17 protein-coding genes are annotated in these 24,869 nt (G+C 70.5%); 9 read left to right on the top strand and 8 right to left on the bottom strand.

The genetic code is table 11. From position 1 onward, the window contains the following. Nucleotides 1–18 precede the first annotated feature (18 nt). A complete protein-coding gene (ileS, locus tag HG543_RS06060; RefSeq protein WP_169343718.1) occupies nt 19–3,753 on the top strand; it encodes an isoleucine--tRNA ligase in 3,735 nt (1,244 codons plus the stop codon). Nucleotides 3,754–3,847: 94 nt separating this feature from the next. Continuing rightward, nucleotides 3,848–4,756, top strand: coding sequence for a peptidoglycan-binding protein (locus HG543_RS56190; RefSeq protein WP_169343717.1), 909 nt, complete (start codon nt 3,848–3,850; stop codon nt 4,754–4,756). A 14-nt stretch (nt 4,757–4,770) separates the two neighbouring features. Here HG543_RS56190 and HG543_RS06050 read toward each other — a convergent pair whose 3' ends face one another. Genes HG543_RS06050 through HG543_RS06040 form a run of 3 tightly spaced genes read right to left on the bottom strand, consistent with a single transcriptional unit; the run spans nt 4,771 to nt 11,717 of the window. Further along, on the bottom strand, nt 4,771–5,808 hold the full coding sequence (locus tag HG543_RS06050) for a hypothetical protein (protein WP_169343716.1): 1,038 nt from the start codon (nt 5,806–5,808) through the stop codon (nt 4,771–4,773). 17 nt (nt 5,809–5,825) lie between these two features. Then, complete coding sequence (locus HG543_RS55035) at nt 5,826–9,332, bottom strand: hypothetical protein (protein WP_246356795.1); 3,507 nt, start codon at nt 9,330–9,332, stop codon at nt 5,826–5,828. Between the two features lie 6 nt (nt 9,333–9,338). Further along, nucleotides 9,339–11,717, bottom strand: coding sequence for an FdhF/YdeP family oxidoreductase (locus tag HG543_RS06040; RefSeq protein WP_169343715.1), 2,379 nt, complete (start codon nt 11,715–11,717; stop codon nt 9,339–9,341). Nucleotides 11,718–12,012: 295 nt separating this feature from the next. On the opposite strand from HG543_RS06040, the gene HG543_RS06035 reads away from it, so the two are divergent. From HG543_RS06035 to HG543_RS06005, 7 genes are all read left to right on the top strand, one after another. Then, entirely contained in the window at nt 12,013–13,437 is a 1,425-nt protein-coding gene (locus tag HG543_RS06035; RefSeq protein WP_169343714.1) for a BON domain-containing protein, read from the top strand. 19 nt (nt 13,438–13,456) lie between these two features. Next, the gene (locus tag HG543_RS06030; protein ID WP_211193755.1) at nt 13,457–14,029 is read left to right on the top strand and encodes a BON domain-containing protein; all 573 of its coding nucleotides are present in this window, start codon (nt 13,457–13,459) and stop codon (nt 14,027–14,029) included. Between the two features lie 168 nt (nt 14,030–14,197). Continuing rightward, nucleotides 14,198–15,853, top strand: coding sequence for a urocanate hydratase (hutU, locus tag HG543_RS06025; RefSeq protein ID WP_169343712.1), 1,656 nt, complete (start codon nt 14,198–14,200; stop codon nt 15,851–15,853). 28 nt (nt 15,854–15,881) lie between these two features. Then, nucleotides 15,882–16,619 carry a hypothetical protein gene (locus HG543_RS06020; RefSeq protein WP_169343711.1) on the top strand — a complete coding sequence of 246 codons (738 nt, stop codon included), beginning with the start codon at nt 15,882–15,884 and terminating at the stop codon, nt 16,617–16,619. Between the two features lie 3 nt (nt 16,620–16,622). Beyond that, nucleotides 16,623–17,888, top strand: a complete 1,266-nt coding sequence (gene hutI, locus HG543_RS06015; protein WP_169343710.1) for an imidazolonepropionase — start codon at nt 16,623–16,625, stop codon at nt 17,886–17,888. 87 nt (nt 17,889–17,975) lie between these two features. Further along, the gene (locus HG543_RS06010) at nt 17,976–18,842 is read left to right on the top strand and encodes a class II glutamine amidotransferase (RefSeq protein WP_169343709.1); all 867 of its coding nucleotides are present in this window, start codon (nt 17,976–17,978) and stop codon (nt 18,840–18,842) included. An 82-nt stretch (nt 18,843–18,924) separates the two neighbouring features. After that, the gene (locus HG543_RS06005; RefSeq protein ID WP_169343708.1) at nt 18,925–20,061 is read left to right on the top strand and encodes a pentapeptide repeat-containing protein; all 1,137 of its coding nucleotides are present in this window, start codon (nt 18,925–18,927) and stop codon (nt 20,059–20,061) included. Nucleotides 20,062–20,065: 4 nt separating this feature from the next. Here the strand turns inward: HG543_RS06005 and tsaE are convergent, their stop codons facing one another. The 5 genes from tsaE to glmM form a co-directional block, all read right to left on the bottom strand. Beyond that, a complete protein-coding gene (gene tsaE, locus HG543_RS06000) occupies nt 20,066–20,557 on the bottom strand; it encodes a tRNA (adenosine(37)-N6)-threonylcarbamoyltransferase complex ATPase subunit type 1 TsaE (RefSeq protein ID WP_169343707.1) in 492 nt (163 codons plus the stop codon). Further along, nucleotides 20,554–22,089: an NAD(P)H-hydrate dehydratase gene (locus HG543_RS05995; RefSeq protein ID WP_169343706.1), complete on the bottom strand. Its 1,536-nt coding sequence runs from the start codon at nt 22,087–22,089 to the stop codon at nt 20,554–20,556. Before HG543_RS05995 ends, tsaE begins: the two co-directional genes overlap by 4 nt. Before the next feature lie 4 nt (nt 22,090–22,093). Then, the gene (gene acpS / locus HG543_RS05990; RefSeq protein ID WP_169343705.1) at nt 22,094–22,474 is read right to left on the bottom strand and encodes a holo-ACP synthase; all 381 of its coding nucleotides are present in this window, start codon (nt 22,472–22,474) and stop codon (nt 22,094–22,096) included. Between the two features lie 6 nt (nt 22,475–22,480). After that, nucleotides 22,481–23,206 carry a pyridoxine 5'-phosphate synthase gene (locus HG543_RS05985; protein ID WP_169343704.1) on the bottom strand — a complete coding sequence of 242 codons (726 nt, stop codon included), beginning with the start codon at nt 23,204–23,206 and terminating at the stop codon, nt 22,481–22,483. Between the two features lie 108 nt (nt 23,207–23,314). Next, nucleotides 23,315–24,709: a phosphoglucosamine mutase gene (gene glmM, locus HG543_RS05980; RefSeq protein ID WP_169343703.1), complete on the bottom strand. Its 1,395-nt coding sequence runs from the start codon at nt 24,707–24,709 to the stop codon at nt 23,315–23,317. Nucleotides 24,710–24,869 lie beyond the last annotated feature (160 nt).

Below are 24,869 nucleotides of genomic sequence, written 5' to 3'. Positions count from 1 at the left end.
GCTATCTTCCGCCGCGCCATGGCTCAGCCCCTCTTTTCCACGGTCCCCACCGAACTCGACTTCCCCGCGGACGAGCGCCGCATCCTGGCCTTCTGGAAGGAGCGCCGGATTTTCGAGCGCACGCTCGAGGGCCGCGAGAAAGCCCCCAGCTTCGTCTTCTACGAGGGCCCGCCCACCGCGAACGGCCTGCCCCACAACGGCCACGTCCTCACGCGCGTCATCAAGGACCTCTTCCCGCGCTACCAGACGATGCGCGGCCACTACGTCCCCCGCAAGGCCGGCTGGGACACCCACGGCCTGCCCGTGGAAGTGGAGGTCGAGAAGGAACTGCGCATCCACGGCAAGGCCGAAATCGAGCGCTACGGCGTGGAGCCCTTCACCGAGCGCTGCATCGAGTCCGTCTTCCGCTACACCACCGAGTGGGAGCGCCTCACCGAGCGCATCGGCTTCTGGGTGGACCTGAAGACGGCCTACGTCACCTACCACCGCAGCTTCGTGGAGAGCGTCTGGTGGGCCCTGGCCGAGCTGTACCGCAAGGGCCTGCTGTACCAGGGCCACAAGGTGGTGTGGTGGTGGCCGCAGGGCGGCACCGCGCTCAGCGCCGCCGAGGTGGGCCTCGGCTACAAGACGGTGGACGACCCGAGCGTCTACGTCGCCTTCCCGCTGCGCGACGCCCCGGACACCGCGCTCCTCATCTGGACCACGACGCCCTGGACGCTGCCGTCCAACATGTACGCGGCCGTCAACCCGAACGTGGACTACGTCACGGTGGACGCGGGAGACCGCAAGCTCATCCTCGCCGCCGCGCTGCGCGAGGAGCTGGCCAAGAAGCTCAAGAAGGACCTGCCCGTCCTGGCCACGCAGAAGGGCAGCGAGCTGGTGGGCCGCCGCTACACCCCGCCCTTCGACGTCTACTTCCGCCGCGCCGGTGACACGACGCTGCCGCTCAAGGACGGTGGACAGGACGCCATGGCGTGGCGCGTGGTGGGCGCGGACTTCGTCACGCTCGACAGCGGCACCGGCATCGTCCACACCGCGCCGGCCTTCGGCGAGGACGACTACGAGACGTTCCGCAAGGACCGCACGCGCTTCGCCAACCCGGACGCGCTGGAAATCTTCTGCGCGGTGAAGCCGGACGGCACCTTCGTGGAGGAAGTCCCGCTGGTCGCCGGCCGCTTCGTGAAGGACGCGGACAAGGACATCCAGCGCAACCTCAAGGAGCGCGGGCTGCTGCTCATCACCGAGCAGTACAAGCACGAGTACCCCTTCTGCTGGCGCGCGGACAACGACCCGCTCATCCAGTTCGCCCGGCCCGCCTGGTACATCCGCACCACGTCGGTGAAGGACCAGGCCATCGCCAACAACCGCGCCGTCAACTGGGTGCCCGAGCACATCAAGGAGGGCCGCTTCGGCGACTTCCTCGCCAACAACGTGGACTGGGCCCTGTCCCGCGAGCGCTACTGGGGCACGCCGCTGCCCCTGTGGGTGCACTCCGAGACGGGCGAGGTCGAGGCCGTCCCCTCGCTCCAGGCCCTGCGCGAGAAGCCGGGCAACAACCTCGCCGCCGTGGAGGCCGAGCTGAAGGCCTTCCTCGCCGGCAAGCCGCACGAGGCCAACGCCGAGCACCTCATCGTCCACAAACCGTGGATCGACAAGGTGACGTACCAGAAGCCCGGTTCCTCCGGCCGCTTCCAGCGCGTGCCCGAAGTGGTGGACGTGTGGTTCGACTCGGGCTGCATGCCCTTCGCGCAGTGGGGCTTCCCGCACGCGCCGGGCTCGAAGGAGATCTTCAACCGCACCTTCCCCGCGGACTTCATCTCCGAGGCCATCGACCAGACGCGCGGCTGGTTCTACTCGCTGCTGATGGTCAGCACGCTCGTCTTCGACGAGGAGACGCAGCAGCGCATGGGCCTGACGCCCACGCGTGGCTGGCCGAGGCCGTACAAGAACTGCATCGTGCTCGGCCACGTCTCGGACAAGGACGGCAAGAAGGAGTCCAAGTCCAAGGGCAACTACACCCCGCCGGAGATCATCCTCGACGAAGTGCGCATGGACTTCGCGGTGCTGACCGCCGCGGAGGCCGGTGCGCCCGGTGAGCCCGGCGTGGCGCTCATCGCCCGCGAGGACCTGGAAGGCCTGGACCTGCTGGAGGGCGCGAAGGTTCAGCTTTTCCGCCCGGACCGGCCGGACACCGTCGTCTCCGTCACGCTGAAGGTGCACAAGAAGCTCAAGCGCCGCGTCGTGCTCCTCGCCCCCGCCGAATTGCAGGCGCTCGGCGTGGCGCCCTCGGCGCGCGGCGCGGACGTGATGCCGGTGGAGGTGCCCCGGCTGGCGCCCTCCGAGCGCGTGGTGGTGAGGGACCCGTCCACCCGCGCGCCCGGCGCGGATGCGTTCCGCTGGTTCTTCTTCGCGGCGAGCCCGTCGTGGTCCAACACGCGTCACTCGCTGGCGAACGTGCGGCTGCTGCAGAAGGACTTCCACATCAAGCTGCGCAACGTCTATTCGTTCTTCACCATCTACGCGAACATCGACGGCTTCAACCCGGCCGCGGGCAACCCGGAGGCCTCCGAGGCGCCGTGGCTCGCCGTGCGCAACAGCCAGGGCTGGCGCCCGGTGAAGGAGCGCTCCGTCCTCGACCGGTGGATGCTCTCCGAGGTGCAGTTCGCGCTGCGCGAGGTGTCGAAGTCGCTGGACACCTATCAGGTGTACGACGCGGCCCAGCGGCTGGTGGCGCTCGTGGACGCGCTGTCCAACTGGTACGTGCGCCGCAGCCGCCCGCGCTACTGGGCGCCCGGCTTCGACCAGGACAAGCAGGACGCGTACTTCACGCTGTACGAGGCGCTCACCACCATCGCCGCGCTGTCCGCGCCCTTCATCCCCTTCTTCGCCGAGGAGCTGTGGAGCAACCTCGTGCGCAAGCCGTGGCCCACGTCGCAGCCGGAGAGCGTGCACCTGGCGCGCTTCCCGGAGGTGGACGAGAGCCTCATGGACGAGGGGCTGGCCGCGGAGATGGGCGCGGTGCGCGAGCTGGTGTCGCTGGGCCAGAAGGTGCGCACGGACAACAAGCTCAAGGTGCGCCAGCCGCTGTCGCGCGCGGACGTCATCCTCGCGCGCAAGGAGCTGACGGAGCGCGTGGCGGTGTACCGCGACCTCATCGTGGACGAGCTGAACGTGCACGAGGTGCACTTCGTGGAGCCGGGCAGCAAGGAGGCCGAGGTGGTGCGCTACCGCGTGCGTCCGAATCTGCGCGCGGTGGGCAGCCGGCTCGGGCCCAAGCTGGCGCCGGTGCGCAAGGCGTTCGACTCGGCGGATGGCCGCGCGCTGCACGGCGAGCTGCTGCGCACGGGCCGGGTGGCCATGAACGTGGCCGGTGAGGACATGGTCTTCCCCGCCGAGGAGCTGGAGACGCTGGTGGAGGCCACTCCCGGCTACGCGGCGGCCGGCGCGGGCGTGGGCGTGGTGGTGCTGAACACGAACCTCACGGAGGCGCTCATCGACGAGGGCCTCGTGCGCGAGCTGCTGGCCCGCGTGCAGGGGGCTCGCAAGGACATGGAGCTGGGGTACACGGACCGCATCCGAGTCTGGGTGGACGGCGACCCCCGCGTGAAGCGCGTGACGGAGGAGTCCCGCGAGCTCATCTCCCGCGAGACGCTGGCCTCCGAAATCCACGTCGGCCCCGAGGGCCTCACCGGCAAGGAGGAGGAATTCAGCCTCAACGGACTGCCGGCGCGGCTGCGGGTGGAGCGGGCCTGAAAACGCGAAAACGACGCGCCGTGAGGAAACTTTCTCGCGGCGCGTCGGAAAATTGGGGGCGATTCTCACTTTCAAGGAAAGGACCATCCCCCCCATGGTCGCCATCGCTCGAACCGCCCCCTCTGCCCTCCGTCAGCCGGCCGCCGCGTCTTCCCCCACGCTGCGTGAAGGCTCGAAGGGTGCCTCCGTGGTGACGCTGCAGAACAAGCTGAAGGCCGCGGGCTTCAATCCGGGTGCGTCGGACGGTGCGTTCGGTCCGAAGACCGAGGCCGCGGTGAAGGCCTTCCAGCGGGCCCGTGGGCTGACGGCCGACGGCATCGTGGGGCCGAAGACGTGGGCGGCGCTCAACTCCGCGGGCTCTTCCGGTGGCTCGGGCCCCACGCTGCGTCCGGGTGCCAAGGGCGAGCCGGTGCGCGCGCTGCAGCAGCGGCTCAACACCCTGGGCTTCAACTCCGGGACGGCGGATGGCTCGTTCGGTCCGAAGACGGAAGCGGCGGTGAAGGCCTTCCAGAAGTCGCGGGGCCTGACGGCCGATGGCATCGTCGGGCCGAAGACGTGGGACAAGCTCGGCATCAAGGTGTCGGGGAACGTGACCACCGGCGGTCCGTCGGGCGGTGGACGGGTCGTCACCGGCTACGTGAATGGCTCGCCCCGGCAGATTTCGCTGTCGCCCATTCCGAACGGGAAGGAGATGCGCTCGGACGCGGCGGCGGCCTTCAACCGCATGCACGCGGCGGCGAGGGCCGCGGGCATCAACCTGAAGGTGAACAGCGGCTTCCGCTCCATGGCGGAGCAGCAGGCGCTGTACCGCGCGTACCAGAACGGCACGGGCAACCTCGCGGCGAAGCCGGGCTACTCCAACCACCAGGGCGGCATCGCGGTGGACATCAACGTGGGTGGCACGGGCACGTCGACGTACCGGTGGCTCGCGGCGAATGCGAAGAACTACGGCTTCGCGCGCACCGTGCCGTCCGAGCCGTGGCACTGGGAGTTCCGGCCCTGAGAGGCTGACCCGCGTCAGCGCACCGGGTGCGTCGTCCAGGCGCGCCCGTCCGCGCTCGACGCGAGAACGTGACTGCCGGCCAGCCAGAGGCGGCCCGCCCCCACGGACAGCCTGCCCACCGAGGGCAGGTTGCCGACGGAGTCCATCGCGGGAATGGCGCAACGCTCGAAGCCGGATTCTCCCAGCCGGTAGACCCGCTCCGAATCCGCGACGTAGAGATGACCGCCCCACCGCTCGGCGGAGTGGATGGGGCCGACGCGCGCGACGACGCGGCAGGCCGCTCCCGTTCCCGCGATGACGTCCCCCCGCGTCGTGCCGGCGACGACCTCGCCCGTCGGGAAGCAGCGGAGGAACGCCACCTCGCCGCTCAGGGACGGATGGATGTCATGCCATTGGCCCGCTGAGTACATCCAGAGGCCGCGGCCTCCCGCGTAGAGGACCCGCGTCCCGTCCTCCGCGAGGCAGCTGTCCAGCGCGAGCACCCGACCCGGGACCTGTCCGAAGGACTGCGTCCAGGTCATGACGCCATCGCCTCGCACGAGCAGGCCCACCTCGGACGGCGAGTCGAGGTCATACGCCCGACTTCCCGCCAGCACGACGTCCGCGTCGCTGAAGCACGCGCGCTTCTCGATGAGGCTCGCGGGCAGGCCTACGTGTTCGAGGGCATCCCAGCGTCCGCTGTCGCTCGCGCGAAAAGCCGCGAAGAAGGCCGAGCCTCCGTACGAGAGCAGCGCGCCGTATTGATTCGACTCCAGGCGGCGCAACGCCTCGAGGGTCCCCGAGCCGGGAAGCTCCTCCAGCGTCCATTTGCCCGCCGTGCACAGCGCCACGTGGCGGAACTCATCGACCTCGAAGCGGGCATCGTCAGGGTCGAAGTCGGGGTCGACGAGGGCGGCGTACGCGTCGAAGTCGTAGGGCTCGCGCCAGTCCTCGACGGGACCGGGGCCGCCCCCGTGGTCATTGTCGGGGTGCGGGTGGCTGACGACGAGGGCCAGGTTGCGCTCGTCGATGAAGCAGCCGCTGTGCACGACACCCCGGAACGCGTTCTCCATGGTGCTCCTCTCGGCGGTCAGTGCCGGGACGTTCGTCCGACGAGGCGAAGCTCCACGATGAACTCGGGGCCGCCCTTCCCTGCTCGCAGTTGCTCCAGGAGCTCGGGCCGCTCGTCGCCCGTCCACAGTCCCACCAGCTCGCCCACGAGCCACTGGGACAGGGAGCGGGCCACGCGCTGCACGCCCTCGCGAGGCACTCCGGACAACGAGCGCTGCGTCTCCATGAGGCCGCGGGCCACGCGGGCCGGTACCATCCAGCACTCGGGTCTGGGAATGGGCGGCGCGAGGAAGAGGCAGAACGCGGCCTCGCTGCGCAGCAGCAGTGCATCCAGGGGCTCGCGCGCGAGCCGGAACGTCGGCATCCACTGCCCTTCCCCACGCTGCTCCAGCTTCACCACCCGCGCGAGCGCGGCACGCTCCGTGCGCATGAAGCCGTCCACGTCCACCGTGAGGACGAAGGCCACTTCCACGCCGAGCGGTCGTGTCGAGGCAGGGCGCGCCGCATCCGACGTGGCGCGCACTTCCATGGGCGCGGATGGGGGGCGCACCTTCAGCTCCCCTGAGTCGGATGCTGTCAGGTCGTCGGGCAGTGGCGGAGCCATCGCCGGATCGGCACTGGCCATGACGGTGACTTCCAACGGCACGGCGGACACCGGGCCGGGTTCCGGAGCGACGACTTCCGTCGGCTGAGAGTCGGGGACCACGGTGTCCGAGGCGGCCGGCTCGACCGCGTCGGCCATCGGCTCGGAGGAATCCAGGGCGATGTGCGAAGCAGTGTCGTCAGCCTCAGGCGCCACGTCGGCCACTCCCGAGGAGGGCGACGCGACCACGGCGTCCACCAGCGCGGAGGAAGGCGGGTCGATGGCCGAAGCAGCAACCTCGGTCTCAGGCTCTCCGGCCATCGCACCCAAATCAGCCGGTTCGACAGAGCCCGTTACCCGCTCCGAGGAGGTCGGGTCGATGGCCAAAGCCGCGACCTCGGTCTCAGGCGCGATGGCCGCCGCGTCCGCAGTGGACGGCTCGACAGAGGTGCTCTGGGGTTCAGAGGGCGCCGGGCCGAAGGCCGAAGCGGTGGCCTCGGTCTCAGGCGCTACAGCCACCGCGTCCGAGCTAGACGGTTCGACAGAGACGTTCAGGGTCTCGGAGGAAGTCGAGTCTGTGACCGAAGCCGCGGCCTGGGGCTCAGGGGCTCCAGCCAGCGTGCCCGCGTCAGATGGCTCGACAGCGACGTTCAATGGTCCGGAGGAAGTCGGGCCGAGGTCCGCACCAGCGGCGTCGGTCCCAGGCGCTACAGCAACCGCAGCGGCCTCCAAGGGTTCGGAGGTGGTCGGACCGACAACCGAAGCAGCGGCATCGGATTCAGGCGCCACAGCCGCAGCACCCCCTGCGGACGGCTCGACGGTGTCTGAATCAATGACACCCGTCTCAACCTCGGTGAGCACCGCACCCGACGTGGACTGTGGGCGCGCGGCATCTCTCGACTCGGACGACTCCTGGCCGAAGTCCAAGGCCACGGTCTCGGGCTCCACGACCGCCGCGTCCGCGCCTGCCGAATCGACCGGGGCGTCCGAGGGAATGGAGGCCGCCGCGAGGTCGATGTTGGAAGCATCGACGGAGGAAGACGCCGGGCGGATGTCGGAAGCAGCAATCCCGGTCTCCTTCTCCACCGTCACCGCCTCGGGCGCGAACAGCTCCCCCTGCGGCTCGGGCTCGCCCTCCTCTTCGCTCCCTGGCGGGACCCGCCGCACCGTGAAGCCAATCTCCAGCGGCGCCGACTGTCCCGGCGCCAGCAGCGCGGACATGTCCGACTGCACGCGCTCCAACTCGACGCGCAGCCCGTCCAGCAGCCCCGCGACCAGCTCCGCCGTGTCCTCGCGGAATCGCTCCGGGTAGCGCGTGGCGAACTCCGCCTCCACGCGCCCCACGGCCCCGAGCAGCAGTTCCTCCAAGTCACGGTCCCGCAGCCACGTCCGTCCGCCCAGCGGCACGGCCCGCGTCACGTGCAGGTGCCGCAGCGCCTCCGTCACCGTGGCCGGCCCCGAACTCCCCGTCGGCTCCACCGCGGGTGCCGCCCCACTCTTCCCGCTCCCCTGCAGCCACGCCTGCAACGTCCGCACGCGGAAACGCACTCGCGAGGACGGGTGCTCCTTCAACCGTCGCACCTGCCGCCGGTCCGTCGCCGTGCGCACCAACGACAGCACTGTGAGCTCCGCCTCGGACGCCGCCGCATCCGGCGCGCACCACAGGAAGAACTCGATGGCCGCCTTGCGCAGCACGGGCTTGCGCCCCACTCGCGCCGCCACCTCCTGCCGCCATGCCGCCAGCTCGTCCATCCCCGGCCGCGTGCTCGCCGTGATGCGCGGCCACAGCTCCGAGCATTCCTCCGCCAGCCAGCACAGCGAACGGAACTCCGACGCCCACGGCTGCAGCTTCGTGCGCACCCGCACGCGCCGCTCGAACGCGTCCGGCAGGCCCTTCTTCACCGACGCGCGGAAGAGCCGTTCCTCCAGCCACAGCAGCGTCAGCACCAGTCCGGGCTCACCCTTTCGCAGCGTGGCCTGGCAGTGGTTCAGCACGAAGCGCACCGGCCCGACATCCGCCATGGTCTCGAAGTCGCCAGCGACCAGCGCGCCCAGCGCCCCGCGCAGTCCATCCACCGGCGGCGCATCGAAGCGCGCCAGCAGCTCGCACAGGTTCTCCACCACCTCGGGCGGGCCACCCGCCTCCAGCGTCCGCGACAGCAACAGGCCCGCTCGTGCGCACCACTCCGGTTCTCGCCGACCACTCGGGTAGCACGCGAGGAACCCGCTCATCCCACTCCGGCCCTCGGGAGACGTCGCGAGCGCGAACAGCCGCTCCGCCAGCGCCTCCGACGCCTCACGCCACGGAATCCGCGCCGCCTGCGAGCGGATGAAGTCCGCCAGCTTGTCCCGCCCGTCCACGGGCGTCCTGGGCAGCAACGCCCGGAGCTGCTCCAGCAGGCCGATGGACTTCGCGCCCGCGCCGAGCGCCTGCTTGAGGTCCACCTCCACCGCGCCCTCGAACCGCAGCGCCCGCCCGTCGAACGTGCACGGCGTGTCCTCCACCATCGCCAGCAGCGACTCCGGATGCCGCTTCAGGTAGCGCGCGAGCACGGTGGAGATGACCGCCTCCGTCTCACGCCGCACCCGCTTCACGCCCTCCGAGTCCCCCGTCGCCTCCAGCGCGCCCAGCATGGACTCCCGCCGCGCCAGCAGCCGCCGCAGCAGCCCGGTGGGCGGAGACGCGTACGGCCACAGCAGCTCGACGCACGAGGACAGCAGGAACAGCAGCTCCCCGGCGGTCCGCTCGCCGGAGTCCAGCCGGTCCCACGCGGCGAGCTCCGCCTGGATGCGCTCTTCCAGCGACGCGCCCTTCACCCACTGCGCGAACGCCTCACGCCACCGCGCGGACGCGGCCAACGCCTCCGTTGCCGGAGTCTCGGAAATGCCTTCGTAGAGCGGCCGGAGCGACTCCGGCCAGCCAACTTCACCCATGGGGGGCATGGTCTCTCACGAAACAGCCCCCGGAGTCAGCGCCGGCGTATCCACGGACGGTGACACGGTAATGACCACGGACTTGGACGCGGGTGTACGGCTCTTCTCCGCGAAGCTGTCCACGGGGACCAGGACGTTGGCCTCCGGGAAGTACGTGGCCGCGCACCGGCGTGGGATGTTGTACGGCACCACCCGGAACCGCCGGGCCACGCGCGTCTCACCCTGGAAGTGGCTCGTCAGGTCCACCAGCTGTCCCTCCGAGAGCCCCAGCTCCTTCACGTCCCCCGGGTGCAGCAGCACCACCCGCCGCCCGTTCCGGATGCCCCGGTAGCGATCATCCAGACCGTACACGGTGGTGTTGAACTGGTCATGGGTGCGAATGGTCATCATCAGCAGCTGCCCGGGCCCGAGCTCCAGCCGGGGCAGCGAATGCACCGTGAAGTGCGCCTTGCCGCTCTTCGTGGTGAACCGGCCCTCGCGAGGACCGTTGGGCAGGTAGAAGCCGCCGGGCTCGCGCACGCGCCGGTTGAAGTCTTGGAAGCCGGGGATGACGCGGGAGATGAGGTCGCGGACGCGGTCGTAGTCCTCCACGAGCCACGTCCACGGCACCTTCGAACGCGCCCCCAGCACCGCCGCCGCCAGCCGAGCCACGATGACCGGCTCGCTGAGCAGGTGCTCCGACGCGGGATTCACCGCGCCGCGTGACGCGCTGACGACGCCCATCGAGTTCTCCACCGTGACGAACTGCGCCCCACCGGCCTGCACGTCCCGCTCGGTGCGGCCCAGGCACGGGAGGATGAGCGCCCGGCGCCCGTGGACCAGGTGCGCGCGGTTGAGCTTGGTGGACACGTGCACGGTGAGCCGCGTGCGGCGCAGGGCCTCGGCGGTGAACTCCGTGTCCGGCGTGGCGGAAAGGAAGTTGCCCCCGAGCGCGAAGAACACCTTCACGCGCCCGTCGTGCATGGCGCGAAGGGTGTCCACGGTGTCCATGCCGTGGTGGCGCGGCGGCTCGAAGCCGAACTCGCGGGACAGCGCGTCGAGGAACTCGGGCTTCGGCCGCTCCCAGATGCCCATGGTGCGGTCGCCCTGCACGTTGCTGTGCCCGCGCACCGGGCACAGGCCCGCGCCCGGCTTGCCCACGCTCCCGCGCAGCAGCGCGAGATTGACGATCTCCTGGATGTTGGACACCGCGTTCCGGTGCTGGGTGAGTCCCATGGCCCAGCAGAAGATGGTGCGCTCGGAGCGCGCGAGAATCTCAGCGCCCGCGACAATCTGCTCGCGCGGAACGCCGGCGCCCTCCACCACGTCCTCCCACCGTACCGCGCGGATGTGGGCCGCCCACGCGTCGAACCCGAGCGTCTTCTCCTCGATGAACGCCCGCGCCACCACCGTGCCCGGCCGCGCGTCCTCCAGCTCCAGCAGCGCCTTGGCCAGCCCCTGCAGCAGGGCGACGTCGCCGTTGATGCGGACCTGGAGGAACAGGGTGTTGAGCGCGGTGCCGGGGCCGATGAGCCGCAGCACCTCCTGCGGATGCTTGAAGCGGTTGAGCCCCGTCTCCGGCAGCGGGTTGATGCTGACGATTTCGCAGCCCCGGCGCGCGGCGGCCTGGAGCGACGAGAGCATGCGCGGGTGGTTGGTGCCCGGGTTCTGCCCGATGACGAAGATGGCGTCGGCCTTGTTGAAGTCCTCCAGCGTGACGGTGCCCTTGCCGATGCCAATCGTCTCGGAGAGCCCGGTGCCGCTGGACTCGTGGCACATGTTGGAGCAGTCCGGCAGGTTGTTGGTGCCGAACTGCCGCACGAAGAGCTGGTAGAGGAACGCGGCCTCGTTGCTCGTGCGCCCGGACGTGTAGAAGCACGCGTCGTCCGGTGAGCCGAGCGCGTTCAGCTCCTCGGCCACGAGCGCGAAGGCCTCGTCCCAGGAGATGGGCGCGTAGTGCGTGGCGCCCTCGCGCAGCACCATGGGGTGCGTGAGGCGGCCCTGCTTGCCCAGCCAGTGGTCCGTCTGGAGGGACAGGTCGGCCACGCTCCACTGCCGGAAGAAGTCCGGCGTCACGCGCGCCGTCGTCCCCTCCTCCGCCACGGCCTTGGCGCCGTTCTCACAGAACTCGGCCACCGAGCGGTGCCCCGGGTCCGGCCACGCGCAGCCCGGGCAGTCGAAGCCCTGCTGCTGGTTCACCTTGAGGAGCAGCTGGGTACCGCGCACCGGCCCCATCTCGCCCCAGGCGTGCTTCATCGAGGACACCACGGCGGGGATGCCACCGGCCACCTCGGCGGGCGGGCCCACGCGCGGTGGATGCGGCTCCTCGGGCGGCTGGGCGCTCGGCGGTACGGAAGCGCGCACCGTCGCCAGTGCGTCCCGTGCCTGCTGTTCGTCCGCGTGTCCGTCAGCCATGTCCCGCCCTCCAGGAGGCATGCGGCCGGATGCCTGGCCGCGCGAGCGGAACTCTACCTTTCCGGGCGGCTCGCGAGCGCTGGACGCGCTTGTCGGGTCGGACGACGCGCTGCATCGAGACTGTCGGTGAGGAAGCCCCCCTCCCCGGGTTCAGTCGGTCCCGCCCTCTTCATTCCAGGCCGCGCCGAGCCTGTCGGGGCGGCGGGCGTGGCAGGGGCGCGTTGCCGGGACCACTCAGGGTCAAAAACCTCTGGAGTCGAAGCCAAGGCGAACGAGACACGCAAGGAGGGACGCGATGAACGGCAGGCGCGATGACGACCGCGGTTGGCGGTCCGGACACGACGAGCTGCGCAGGGGCGAGCAGGCGGAGTACCAGGCGGGCAGGCGTGGCGACACGGGCCGCGACTGGGACGAGCACGGCTACGAGCGCGGCCCCGAGCGGCTGGCGTGGGGGGACCGCGACGCGCGAGGCGCGGACGAGAACCTGCGCAAGAACCAGCGCGGCCGGGAGCTGCCGAACTATGGACGGGGAGAGGACCGGACCGCGGCCCAGGGGGACTGGGACGAGGACATCGACTACGAGCGCCCCTCGCGCGACTTCGATCGCGACCGGAGCTACCGCACACTCGGAAGCGACCGCGACCCGCGAGACTACGAGATGGACCGGGACTTCGGCCGCGCGGCCAGGGACATGGACCGCGCGCGCGAGCCCGGCCGCGACTTCAACCGCGACCGCGAGCTCGACCGCCGCGCTCGCGACCTGGACCCGGAGCGAATCTCGCGCCAGCCCGGCTACAGCCCGAGCGGCTCGTTCCGTTCCTTCCAGGAGGAGATTCGCGAGGAGCGTGAGCGTCCGCGCCGCTATGGCGACCGGTCCCGGCCCTCGAGCCTCCCGTACGACACGGACCGGTGGGGCCATGGCCAGTACGCGCTGGGAGAGGGCGCGGACTACCAGCAGGGCGGCGGCCGCGACTCTCAACGCTACGGCGGCGACGCGGGCCGGGGCGGCCAGGACCGTGGACGCTACGGCTTCGGCACCCGTGGCCCCAGCACGGAGACGCGGGGGGACCCGCGGCGCCCCGTGGGCCGTGACTTCAGCTTCAGCGAGCGCGGCGTGCGCGGCGGCACCGGCCGGGTGCCCGACGAGGACACGGGCTACCGCGGGGGCCGCGACGTGCGCGGGGCCGGCCGCACCGCCGAGGACGACACGCGCTTCGGCGGCAGTGTGCCCGGAGGCCATGGCCCGGGTGTGGAGAACATGGCGCCGCCCCGCGTGGGCTACGGCACCAGCCCGTCGCGCCGTGACGACCACGAGATGGGCCACGGCGGCTACCTGGGCGGCACGTACCGCTCCGCCACGCCGACGCGGCTGGAGACTCCCACGCGGCCCGTGTCGCCGGGGCGTGGCCCCAGGAGCTACCAGCGCGGGGACGACCGCATCCGCGCGGACATCTGCGACCGGCTGATGCAGGGCTGGATGAACGCGGAGGACGTGGAGGTGATGGTGAAGGACGGCGACGTGACGCTGTCCGGCACGGTGCGCGGCCGCGACGAGAAGCGCGCCATCGAGGACCTCGCCGAGGAGGTGCTCGGGGTGAAGAACGTCACCAACAACATCCGCATCAACCGCGCCGAGGCCGCCCAGCACCGACCCAGCAGCCAGGAGCCGGTGTCGCAGCCCGGGGCCGACACCGGGGATGACCGCACGCTGCACTCGTGACGGAGCGGAGGACACGACCATGGCGAACCATCGACATGAAGATGAACCCGGGACCTGGAACTGGAACGACCAGGCCCGGGACGGGCACTCCTGGCGCGGCCCCAGCGACCGCGACGCGCGAAGCGTGCGAGGCCCGCGGCCCGGTGGCGGCTACGGGCTGGGCGGCGCCCAGCGCGGCTACAACCAGGGCGGCTGGGGGCCTTCCAGCTACGAGGAGGGCTACCAGCACCGCAGCTATGACCGGTTGCTCGACGCGAGCGGAGACGTCGAGCGCGGCGAGGGCCTGGACACGGGCGCCCGGGGGCTCGGCCTGGACCGGCCTCGCGGGCTGGGCAAGGCGCCGCGCGGGTACGTGCGCTCGGACGAGCGCATCCGCGAGGACGTGTGCGAGCGGCTCATGGACAGCCCCTATGACGCCAGCGACGTGGACGTCCAGGTGAAGGACGGCGAGGTGACGCTGACCGGCACCGTGAAGAGCCGCCAGGAGCGGCGCAATATCGAGGACCTCGTCGTGGCGGTGCGTGGTGTACACGACGTGTTCAACCGGGTGCGCGTCTCCGAGGGCGACACCCAGCGCCCGCTGCACTCCTGAGCAGCGGCGCCCCACCCGGTCCCGGGCCACCCCGGGGCCGGGGGGCTCCTGGGACGGGACGTCGGGTGGACGACGCGGCGTGGCAGGCCTCATCGCGCTGTGCCGCCGCCGCACGGGTTCGGGTAGTGTGCCGGGCCTTTCCGTCAGCCTGTTTCCAGGAGTCTGTTCATGTCCCGCGTCATCCGCGCCGCCCGTGGTACCACCCTCTCCTGCAAGGGCTGGGTCCAGGAAGCCGCGCTCCGGATGTTGATGAACAACCTCGACCCGGACGTCGCCGAGGCGCCCCAGGACCTCGTCGTCTACGGCGGCACCGGCAAGGCCGCCCGTGACTGGCCGTCCTTCGACCGCATCGTCTCCAGCCTCCAGAGCCTCACCGACGAGGAGACGCTGCTCGTCCAGTCCGGCAAGCCGGTGGGCATCTTCCGCACGCACCCGGACGCGCCCCGCGTGCTCATCGCCAACTCCAACCTCGTGGGCCGGTGGGCCAACTGGGAGCACTTCCACGAGCTGGAGAAGAAGGGCCTGATGATGTACGGCCAGATGACCGCGGGCTCGTGGATCTACATCGGCACGCAGGGCATCCTCCAGGGCACCTACGAGACGTTCGCCGCCGCCGGCCGCTTCCACTTCGGCAGCGAGGACCTGGCCGGCCGCCTCGTGCTCTCCGGCGGTCTGGGCGGCATGGGCGGCGCGCAGCCGCTGGCCGCGACCATGAACAACGCCGTGTTCCTCGGCGTCGAAATCGACCGCGCCCGCGCGCAGCGCCGCGTGGAGACGCGCTACCTGGACGTCATCGCCAAGGACATCGATGAGGCGCTCGCGATGGCGAAGGAGGCCCAGCAGAAGCGCGTGGGCCGCTCCATCGCCATCATCGGCAACGCGGCCTCGGTGTTCCGCGAGCTGTACCGCCGCGGAATCAAGCCGGACCTCGTCACGGACCAGACGAGCGCGCATGACCCGCTCAACGGCTACATCCCCACGGACCTGTCGCTGGAGGCCGCCGCCGAGCTGCGCCGGCGAGACCCGGAGGGCTACGTCCGCCGCGCGCGCGAGTCGATGATCATGCACGTGGAGGCGATGAACGACTTCCAGCGCGCCGGCAGCCACGTGTTCGACTACGGCAACAACCTGCGCGGCCAGGCGCAGCTGGGCGGCATGGAGAACGCCTTCGAGTTCCCCGGCTTCGTGCCCGCGTACATCCGCCCGCTGTTCTGCGAGGGTATGGGCCCGTTCCGCTGGGTGGCGCTGTCGGGAGACCCGGCGGACATCCGCCGCACGGACCAGGTGGTGCGCGAGCTGTTCCCCCAGAAGGCGTCGCTGCAGCGCTGGCTGAACATGGCGGGCGACCGCATCGCGTTCCAGGGCCTGCCGGCGCGCATCTGCTGGCTGGGCTACGGCGAGCGCGCGAAGGCGGGCCTCGCCTTCAACGAGCTGGTGCGCAAGGGCGAGGTGAAGGCGCCCATCGTCATCGGCCGCGATCACCTGGACTGCGGCTCGGTGGCGTCGCCCAACCGCGAGACGGAGGCGATGAAGGACGGCACGGACGCGGTGGCGGACTGGCCCATCCTCAACGCGCTGGTGAACGCGGTGAACGGCGCGTCGTGGGTGTCCTTCCACCACGGCGGCGGCGTGGGCATGGGCTACTCGCTGCACGCCGGCCAGGTCATCGTCGCGGACGGCACGCCGGAGGCCGCGCGCCGCATCGAGCGCGTGCTGACGAGCGACCCCGGCATGGGCGTGATTCGTCACGCGGACGCGGGCTACCCCGAGGCCATCGAGGTGGCGAAAGAGCGCGGCGTGAAGATTCCCGGCATCACCGCCTGAGCCCGAGCCCCGAGCCCTGGAGACCGCCATGCACCGCTGCTGTCCGAGGTCCTTGTTCGTCGTGGCCACCGCGCTCGCGGTGCTGGCGGGGTGCGCCCCCACGGCCATGGGCCCCATGGTGATGCGCCTGGGGCCAGGGGACCCGAGCAAGCGGCTCGGGCAGCTGGGCGTGCGCACGGGGCCGCGGCTCTCCGCGCCCATCGCCGGCTCGCAGCCCAACCTCTCCCCGGGGGACCGGTTCCGGGGGGACGACGCCAGCTTCTCCACGCAGCAGTGGGGCATGGCGTTCGACGCGGCCATGACGTGGCCGCTCACCGAGCGGCTGCACCTGCACACCGGCCTGCAGGGCGAGTTCTTCCTGCCGCTGCCCATTCCCGGCTACGGGCTGTACGCGGGCACGTCGTACTACGTGGGCTCGGAGCGGCTGGGCCTGGCCCCCGCGCTGGCGCTGCGCGGGGCGTCGGACTTCGGCATCGGCAACCCGCGAGGCGGGCCTGGCAACATGTTCGGCGCGGAAGCGTCCTGCGCCTTCACCTTCCAGCCGGAGAAGGACGTGTCGCTGGGCTTCATCCCCTTCTTCGCGTGGCACACCGTCGGCTCGTCGGGGATGAGTGACTCGTCGGTGTACTACGGCGGCGCGCTGGCGGCCCGGTTCTCCTGGGGCTGGCTGGACAACGTGGAGCTGTCCGGCGGCTTCGGCCGGGTGACGATGGACAACGGAGCAAGCTGGAACGTCCCCATCGTGGGCGTGCGGGGAGGTCGCTGACACATGGACGCGCTGGACTTGCTGGTCCGCAACACCTCCGAGGTGCTCACGCTGGAGGGCACCCACCGCGAGAAGGCGGAAGTCGCCCTCACCCCGCGCCCCGGCGCCTGCGTGGGCGTGCGCGGAGGCCGCGTGGCGTACGTGGGCCCGGAGAAGGAGCTGCCCGCGGGCGCGGTGGGCCCCAGCACCGAGGTGGTGGACGCGGAGGGCGGCTTCGTGGGCCCCGGCTTCGTGGACCCGCACACGCACCTCGTCTTCGCGGGCGAGCGCTCCGCGGAGTTCGACCTGCGCAACCAGGGCGCCACGTATCTCGAAATCGCCAAGGCGGGTGGCGGCATCGTCAGCACCGTGCGCGCCACGCGCGCGGCCAGCGAGGACGAGCTGGTGCGGCTCGCCCTGCCCCGCATCCACCGGCTGCTGGCGCACGGCGTGACGGTGGCGGAGGTGAAGAGCGGCTACGGGCTCGACCTGGAGAACGAGCTGAAGATGCTGCGCGTGGTGCGCCGGCTGGGCGCGCTGACGCCCATGGAGCTGGTGCCCACGCTGCTGTGCGCGCACGCGGTGCCCGAGGAGTACCGCGGCCGGCGCGAGGACTACGTGCGGCTGTGCATCGACGAAATCATCCCCGCCGTGGCGCGCGAGGGCCTCGCCCGCTTCTGCGACGTCTTCGTGGAGGACAGCGCCTTCACCGTGGACGAGGGCCGCCGCATCCTCACCGCCGCCCGCGCGCACGGCATGGTGCCCCGCCTCCACGCGGACCAGCTCACCGCCTGTGGAGCCTCGGAACTCGCGGCGGAACTTGGAGCCGCAACGGCTGACCACCTGGAGCAGGTGACGGAGTCGGGCCTGCGCGCACTCGCGGAGGCGAATGTCACCGCGGTGCTGGTGCCCACCTCCACCCTGTTCCTGCGCATGCGCCCCTATGCCCCCGGGCGCAGGTTGCGTGACGCGGGGCTCAATATTGCTTTGGGTTCAAACGTGAATCCTGGCTCGGCCATGAGTGAAAACGTGGCCTTGGTGCTGGGATTGGCGTGTCTCGAAAATGGTTTGAGTGCAGCCGAAGCGTACTGGGCGGCCACTCGTGGGGCCGCGCAATCCTTGGGGCTGCAATCACATGGACGGCTGGCCGTTGGAGATGCGGGCGACCTTGTGGTCTTCGGCTGTGCTTCCTACAGGCATCTGCCTTACCATCTAGGAGTAGGCCACGCGCGTGTGGTGGTAAAAGCTGGACGTGTCGTCGTCCGGCAGCAGATGAATTCCTGCGCGTGAACTGGCGTCGCAGTAACAGGTGACGCCAACCGGGCGAGTTCGAGAACTTCTCGCCAGGGCCGGGCGTTATAAATACCTGCCGCTGCCATGTGCCGACTCTTTGGATTCCGTTCCGCGATGCCTGCCGCCGTCCACCCCGCGCTGGTGACGGAGAAGAACTCGCTGCTCATCCAGTCGCGCGAGCACAAGGATGGATGGGGAATTGCCGCCTACGGCGCCGAGCCGGTGCCGCTGGTGGCTCACGGTGTGGGGCCCGCTCACAGCGACCCTGACTTCGAGCGGGTGAGCAGCCGTGTGTCCTCGCACACGGTGGTGGCTCACATCCGCCAGGCGTCAGTGGGCGCGGTGGAGCTGCGCAACTCGCACCCGTTCCACCATGGACGGTGGACCTTCGGGCACAACGGGACGCTGCGCGACTTCGCGAAGCACCGTGCGGCCGTGGAGGCGCTCATCCACCCGAGCTTCAAGGCCCACATCAAGGGGACGACGGACAGCGAGCGGTGCTTCTACCTGTTCCTCACCCGGCTGTCGGCTAGGTACACGCTCGAGCACTCGGTCGCCGTGGAGGCGGTGGCTCGCGCGGTGGCCGAGACGATGACGCTGGTGTCTGCCATCACGGACGTGGACGGCGGAGAGGGCCCGCGTTCGGCGATGAACTTCCTCGTCACGAATGGCGAGGTGATGGTGGCCTCGCGGCGGAACCGGACGCTCTTCGTGTCCACGGGGCCGACGCGCAACACGGTGCCGGAGCTGCCGGCGGTGGGCTCGCAGGTGTCGCAGCTCATCGTGGCCAGCGAGTCCCTGTGCGGCGGGCCGTACTGGGCGCAGGTGAGCGAGGAGGACGTCATCGCCGTGGATGCGCGCCTCGTCTTCCACCGCTGGCGCGTGCACGAGCTGACGGGAGGGGACTTGTTCCCTCCCGTGAATCCGGGCGCGCCGCGGAACGCGGCCTGACGCTCGAGCAGCATCCGTTCGGTTCCGGGGGCTATCGTCACCAGTGCGCGGCAGGTCGTCGCGCGCTGGAGGCCGCCCGTTGATGCGCGCGGATGAACTCGTTGCACGTTGGAACACCGCTGACGGTCAGCGCCGTCGTGAGCGGCTCATCTCGATGGGCTTTCAAGGCCCCTGGCGCGAGGTGTTGGCCGGCTTTCCTGGCACGGAGTCGCTGGGTGACAACCTCGGCGACCTGCGCGGTATCGACCTGACGCAGCAGGAGCTGACGGGCGCGGACCTCGTGAGAGCGCGGATGGACGGCGCGCGGCTGGATGACTGTGGCCTGCAGGAGGCGCGGCTCGAGCTGGCGACGCTGTCGGGTGCCTCGCTCACGTGGGCACGCTTGGACCGCGCGAACCTGACGACCTGCGTGGCACTGGGAACGCGCTGGGAAGAGGCCAGCCTGGAAGGCGCGGTGCTCACGGCCTCCAACCTGACGCGAAGCTCCTTCCGTCGCGCGCGGCTGCGCGAGGCACGGTTCGACGGTGCCTCGCTGTGCAACGCGGACCTGCGCAATTCGGACCTGCGGAACACGAGCCTGCGTTTCTGTGACCTGGAAGGCGCGCTCCTGACGTGCGCCCAGTGGGACCCACCCCGAGCGTATTTACCCGGGGAGCGGGACTTCGCCCGGCACGCACGAGAAGCGGGCTTTCCGTCCTTCATCGAGCCGCTCTTGATGATGGTGTCCGTCCACGACCTCACCCATCTCAGGCGGGATGCACTCCGGCACGTGGAAGCAGGAGTGGATGCCAGTTCCAACCTTGAAGCGGAGGTGAGCGCGCTGTGGAAGCAGAAGCGCTGGGGCTCCGACTTGTTGGCGGCTACGGCGATGGTGCTGGGCGGCGCGAGCGAGCGCACGCTGGCGGCCCTCTGGGAGCATCTGGACCGGGACCATGGGTCACTCCCCCATCTCACGGTGACGGCGCTCCTGAGGGACCCTGACTTCGCGAACCGGGCTCGCGAGCGGCTGAAGCCCGTTCCCCCAACCCGGCTGGAACTGGCTCTCACTCCCCTCCAGACCGACGTGCGCGCATGTCTGCAATGGGCCCTCGAGCTCCGGGAGAACTCCTTCGCATCTTCAGGGGCGCCAGCAAGAGGCTCCGCGCGAAGGGCCTACGATTGGCTGACACGCCTGCGAGAGCAGGTGGAGCCTCGAATCCAGGCCACCTGGTTGAAGTGAAGCGTCACGCGCCCGGCGCCCAGGCCTCCAGCAGCGCCGTGGGCCGCGCACCGAACGCCTCCGCCGTGAGTTCGCGCGCATCCGCACCCGCGTGCCTCAACGTCACCCGCAGGAACTCCCGGGGCGCGGCCTCGGGGATGCGGTCCAGCCACTCCACCAGCGAGGCACCGTCTCCGGTCTCCACCATGTCCAAGAGGCCGGTGGAGTACAGGTCGTCGTAGTTCGTCAGCCGGTACAGGTCCGCGTGGTACAGGGGAATCCGTCCCGAATACGGGTACACGATGGCGAACGTGGGGCTGGCCACCTCCGAGCGAGGCACCTCCGCGCCCTCCGCCACGCCGCGCACCAGGTGCGTCTTCCCCGCGCCCAGGTCGCCAATCAATCCCACGAAGTCGCCCGGCTGAAGCAGCTTCCCCAGCCGAACACCCAATGAATGGGTCTCCTCCGGAGACGCCAGTCGCAGCGTCTTCACCCGAGTCGGCGTCCCGGTGCTCATCGGCCCCACCGCACCCAGACGTCGCAGAGCCCCTGCTCCACGAGGTCCCCGGCAATCAACCCGAGCTGCCCGCGCTTCGCCGCCGCCAGATCGCCCGCGAGCCCATGGGCATACACCGCTGTCCACACCGCATCCGGCATCGGGAACCCCTGAGCCAGGAACGCGCCACACAGGCCCGACAGCACATCTCCCGAGCCACCCGTGGCCATGCCCGCGTTGCCCGTGGTGTTGATGAACACGCGCCCATCGGGATGAGCCGTCAGCGTCCTGTCTCCCTTCAGCACCACCGTCACGCCCACGCCCGCGGCGAGCTGCTTCACCAGCTCCAGCCGCTTCGCCTGGACCTCCTTCGTCGACTTCCCCGTCAGCCGCGCCATCTCACCCGGGTGAGGCGTGAGCACCACCGGCCCCTTCGCGCGTCGCAGCACGGACAGGTCGTCGGCCACCGCGTTCAGCGCGTCCGCGTCCAGCACCGCGGGCAGCTCCACGCGCGACAGCAATTCGCCAATCAGCGCCCCGGTCTCCGGGCCGCGCGGAATCCCCGGCCCCATCACCAGCGCGTCCTTGCCCTCGGCCGCCGCCAGCAGCGCGTCCAAATCACGCATCCCCAGCGGACCAGTGCCGTCCAGCGGGGTGCCCATGATCTCCGCCGAGTGCGACTGAATCAGGTCCAGTGCATCCCCACGCGCCGCCACCGTGACGAGCCCCGCGCCCGAGCGCAGCGCCGACTTCGCCACCAGCGCCGCCGCTCCCGTCTTCCCGCGGCTCCCCGCCACCGCCAGCACGTGCCCGTACGTGCCCTTGTGTGAGTCCGCCCGGCGCGCCGGCAGCGTGCCGCGCGCGTCCGCCTCCTCCACCACCATCAGCCTCGGGCCGGACAGCTCCTTCGACGCCTCGCCGCCCATGCCGATGTCCACCCGCCGCACCCGCCCGCACAGCGAGGCCCCGGGCTCCAGCACCTGCCCCGGCTTCAGGAAGCCGAAGGCCACCGTGACATCCGCCTCCACGCACGGCGAGAACGGCTCCCCCGAGTCACTCTGCAACCCGGACGGCACATCCGCCGCCACCACCTTCGCTCCCGTCCGCCTCCAGCGAGCAATCGCTCCAATCGCCTCCGCGAACGCTCCCGCCGGCGCGCGGCTCAGCCCCGTGCCGAACAGCGCGTCCACCACCACGTCCCCGTGCCCCAGCTCCGGCAGCGTCTCCAGCGAGCGCGGCACCACCCCGAAGCTCTTCAGCGCCGTGAGATTCCGCGCCGACTCCACCGTCAGCTTCGCCGCATCCCCCACCAGGGCCACCGCGACACGTGCTCCGCCCTCGTGGAGGAAGCGCGCCGCCACCAGCCCGTCGCCGCCGTTGTTCCCGGGGCCGCACAGCACGGTGAAGCGCCCGTCCGGACCGGCCACGCTCCGGGCCACCTCCGCCAGTCCGCGCCCCGCGTTCTCCATCAGCAGCGCGGAGGGCATTCCGTGCCGCTTCTCCGCGTCCTGCTCGGCCTCGCGCATCTGTGCGGCGGTGAGAACGCGCTGCATCGGCTCAATCCCCTTTCTTCTGGAGCACCACCGTGGCCGCGGCCACACCCGCGTCGTGGGACAGCGCGAGGAAGGCCTCCAGCCCCCGCTCCTCCATCACCTCGCGAGCCCTGCCGGAGAGCGCGAAATACGGCGCACCGCCGTCCCTGCGCACCTCCATGTCCTTCCAGCGGATGCCCGGCGGAACGCCCAGCGCCTTCACCAGCGCCTCCTTCGCCGCCCACCGGGCCGCGTACGCGCTGGCCGCGTCCGCCCGCTGGCCGCACAGCGCCCGCTCGGCTTCCGTGTACACGCGGTTGAGGAACGGCTCCGCGCGCGGACCATCCATGATGCGCTGGATGCGCTCGACGGAGCAGATGTCCAGGCCCAGCCCGACGATTCCCATGCCGCGCTACCCCGGGTTGCGCATCAGGTCCAACATCTCCCGGACCGCCCGCTCGAAGCCGACCAGCACCGCACGCGCCACGATGGCGTGGCCGATGTTCAGCTCGTCGATCTCGGTGATGCGGGCAATCGGCTGCACGTTGTCGTAGTTGAGCCCGTGGCCCGCCGCCACGCCCATGCCCAGCTTCGACGCCGCCTTCGCCGCGTCCACGATGCGCGCCAGCTCTCTCGCGCGCTCCTTCTCGTTGCGCGCCTCGCAGTAGCGCCCCGTGTGCAGCTCGATGCGGTCCGCGTTCACCTTGTGCGACGCGCGCACCTGGTCCAGGTCCGGGTCGATGAACAGCGAGACGGAAATCTCCCCGTCCTTGAGGTTCTTGATGATCTTCGCGACGTGCTCGCGCTGGCCCGCCACTTCCAGGCCGCCCTCGGTGGTGAGCTCCTCGCGGCGCTCGGGCACCAGCGTCACCACGTCCGGCTTGTGCTCGTAGGCGATCTTCACCATCTCCGCGGTGGCCGCCATCTCCAGATTCAGCAGCGTCTGCACCGTCTCGCGGAGGATGCGCAGGTCGCGGTCCTGGATGTGGCGCCGGTCCTCGCGCAGGTGGATGGTGATCTGCTGCGCGCCGGCCAGCTCGGCCATGGCCGCCGCCGTCACCGGATCCGGATACGTGGTGCGCCGCGCCTGACGCAGCGTCGCCACGTGGTCCACGTTGACACCCAGTCGCTGTCCCATCGACCGCACCTCGCTTGACGCGCGGTCCCGGGATTGTCGATGGCCCCGGTACGCGCCGGCCCTTCTATTCGCGGCCGGCGTCCGGAAGTCAACCGTCCTGAGGCCGCTTCAGCCGTTGAGCGACTTGGACAGGGCGTTCGCGATCTCCTTCGCGTACGCCTCGTTGCGGGCCGCGTCCTCGCCCTCGATGAGCACGCGCACCTTGGGCTCCGTGCCGGAGAAGCGCACCAGCACGCGGCCCGAGTTGCCCAGCCGCTGCTCCACGCTCTTGATGGCCTTCATCACCTCCGGCAGCTCGCCCAGCTCCTTCTTCTGCTTCACCACCACGTTGAGCAGCGTCTGGGGCACCGGCTCGAAGATGGAGGCCAGCTCGCTCAGCGGCTTGCCCGCGCGGCACATGACGGCCAGCAGCTGCAGCGCCGCCAGGGTGCCGTCGCCCGTCGTGGTGTGGTCCAGGAAGAGGAGGTGGCCGCTCTGCTCGCCGCCGAGGTTGTAGCCATTGCGGCGCATCTCGTCGACGACGTAGCGGTCGCCGACGCGGGTGCGGGCCACCTTCACGCCCCAGCGCGACACCGCGCGCTCCAGGCCGATGTTGCTCATCACCGTGGCCACGAGCGTCTTCTTCTTGAGCTGCTTGCGGGCCACCAGCTCGCCGGTGCAGATGGCCATGATGGCGTCGCCGTCCACCACCTTGCCCTTCTCGTCCACGACGATGAGGCGGTCGGCGTCACCGTCCAGCGCGATGCCCAGGTGGGCGCCGTGCTTCACCACCGTGCGCGCCAGGTTCTCCGGGTAGAGCGCGCCGCACTTGTTGTTGATGTTCTTGCCGTCCGGCTGCACGCCCAGGGTGATGACCTTCGCGCCCAGCTCCTCGAGCACGGACGGGGCCGTCTTGTAGGCCGCGCCGTTGGCGCAGTCGACGACGATGGTCATCCCCTCCAGCGTCAGCTCGCGGGGGAAGGTGGCCTTCAGGTAGACGATGTAGCGGCCGCGCGCGTCCTCCATGCGGAACGCCCGGCCAATCTTCGTCGCGGTGGGACGGATGGAGTCGATGGAGCCGCTGGACACCAGCTCCTCAATCTTCCCTTCCGTCTCGTCCGGCAGCTTGAAGCCGTCGCGCCAGAAGAACTTGATGCCGTTGTCCTCGTACGGGTTGTGGGACGCGGAGATGACCGCGCCGGCGTCCGCCCGCATGGAGGTGGTGAGGTTGGAGATGCCCGGCGTCGGCAGTGGGCCCACGAGCTCCACGTCCACGCCCATGGAGATGATGCCGGCGGCCAGCGCCTGCTCGAGCATGTAGCCCGACAGCCGCGTGTCCTTGCCGATGATGACGCGATGACGATGCGGTCCGTTGCGGATGAGGTACGCGAGCGCGCGCCCGAGCTGCATCGCCACCTCGGCCGTCATCGGGTAGACGTTCGCCTTGCCGCGCACGCCGTCCGTACCGAACAGCTTCTGCGACGCCCGCTCCTCCTTCGGAGGCATGTTCATCCTGTACGCCATGTGTGCCGCTCCACCTTTCCCACGCCGGGCCTGCGCCGGCCGCTCGACGTCGGGGCTTATACCCCGCCCTCAGCCCGGGCCCGAAGCTACGAACCCGGTGCTCCCCGGGCAACCACCCAGGCATGCAGGCTTCTCTGACTGAGGTTGCGAAATCAGTACC

This window comes from Pyxidicoccus fallax, assembly GCF_012933655.1.
Lineage (GTDB): Bacteria > Myxococcota > Myxococcia > Myxococcales > Myxococcaceae > Myxococcus > Myxococcus fallax.
This window is presented reverse-complemented; position numbering and strand designations above follow the sequence as displayed.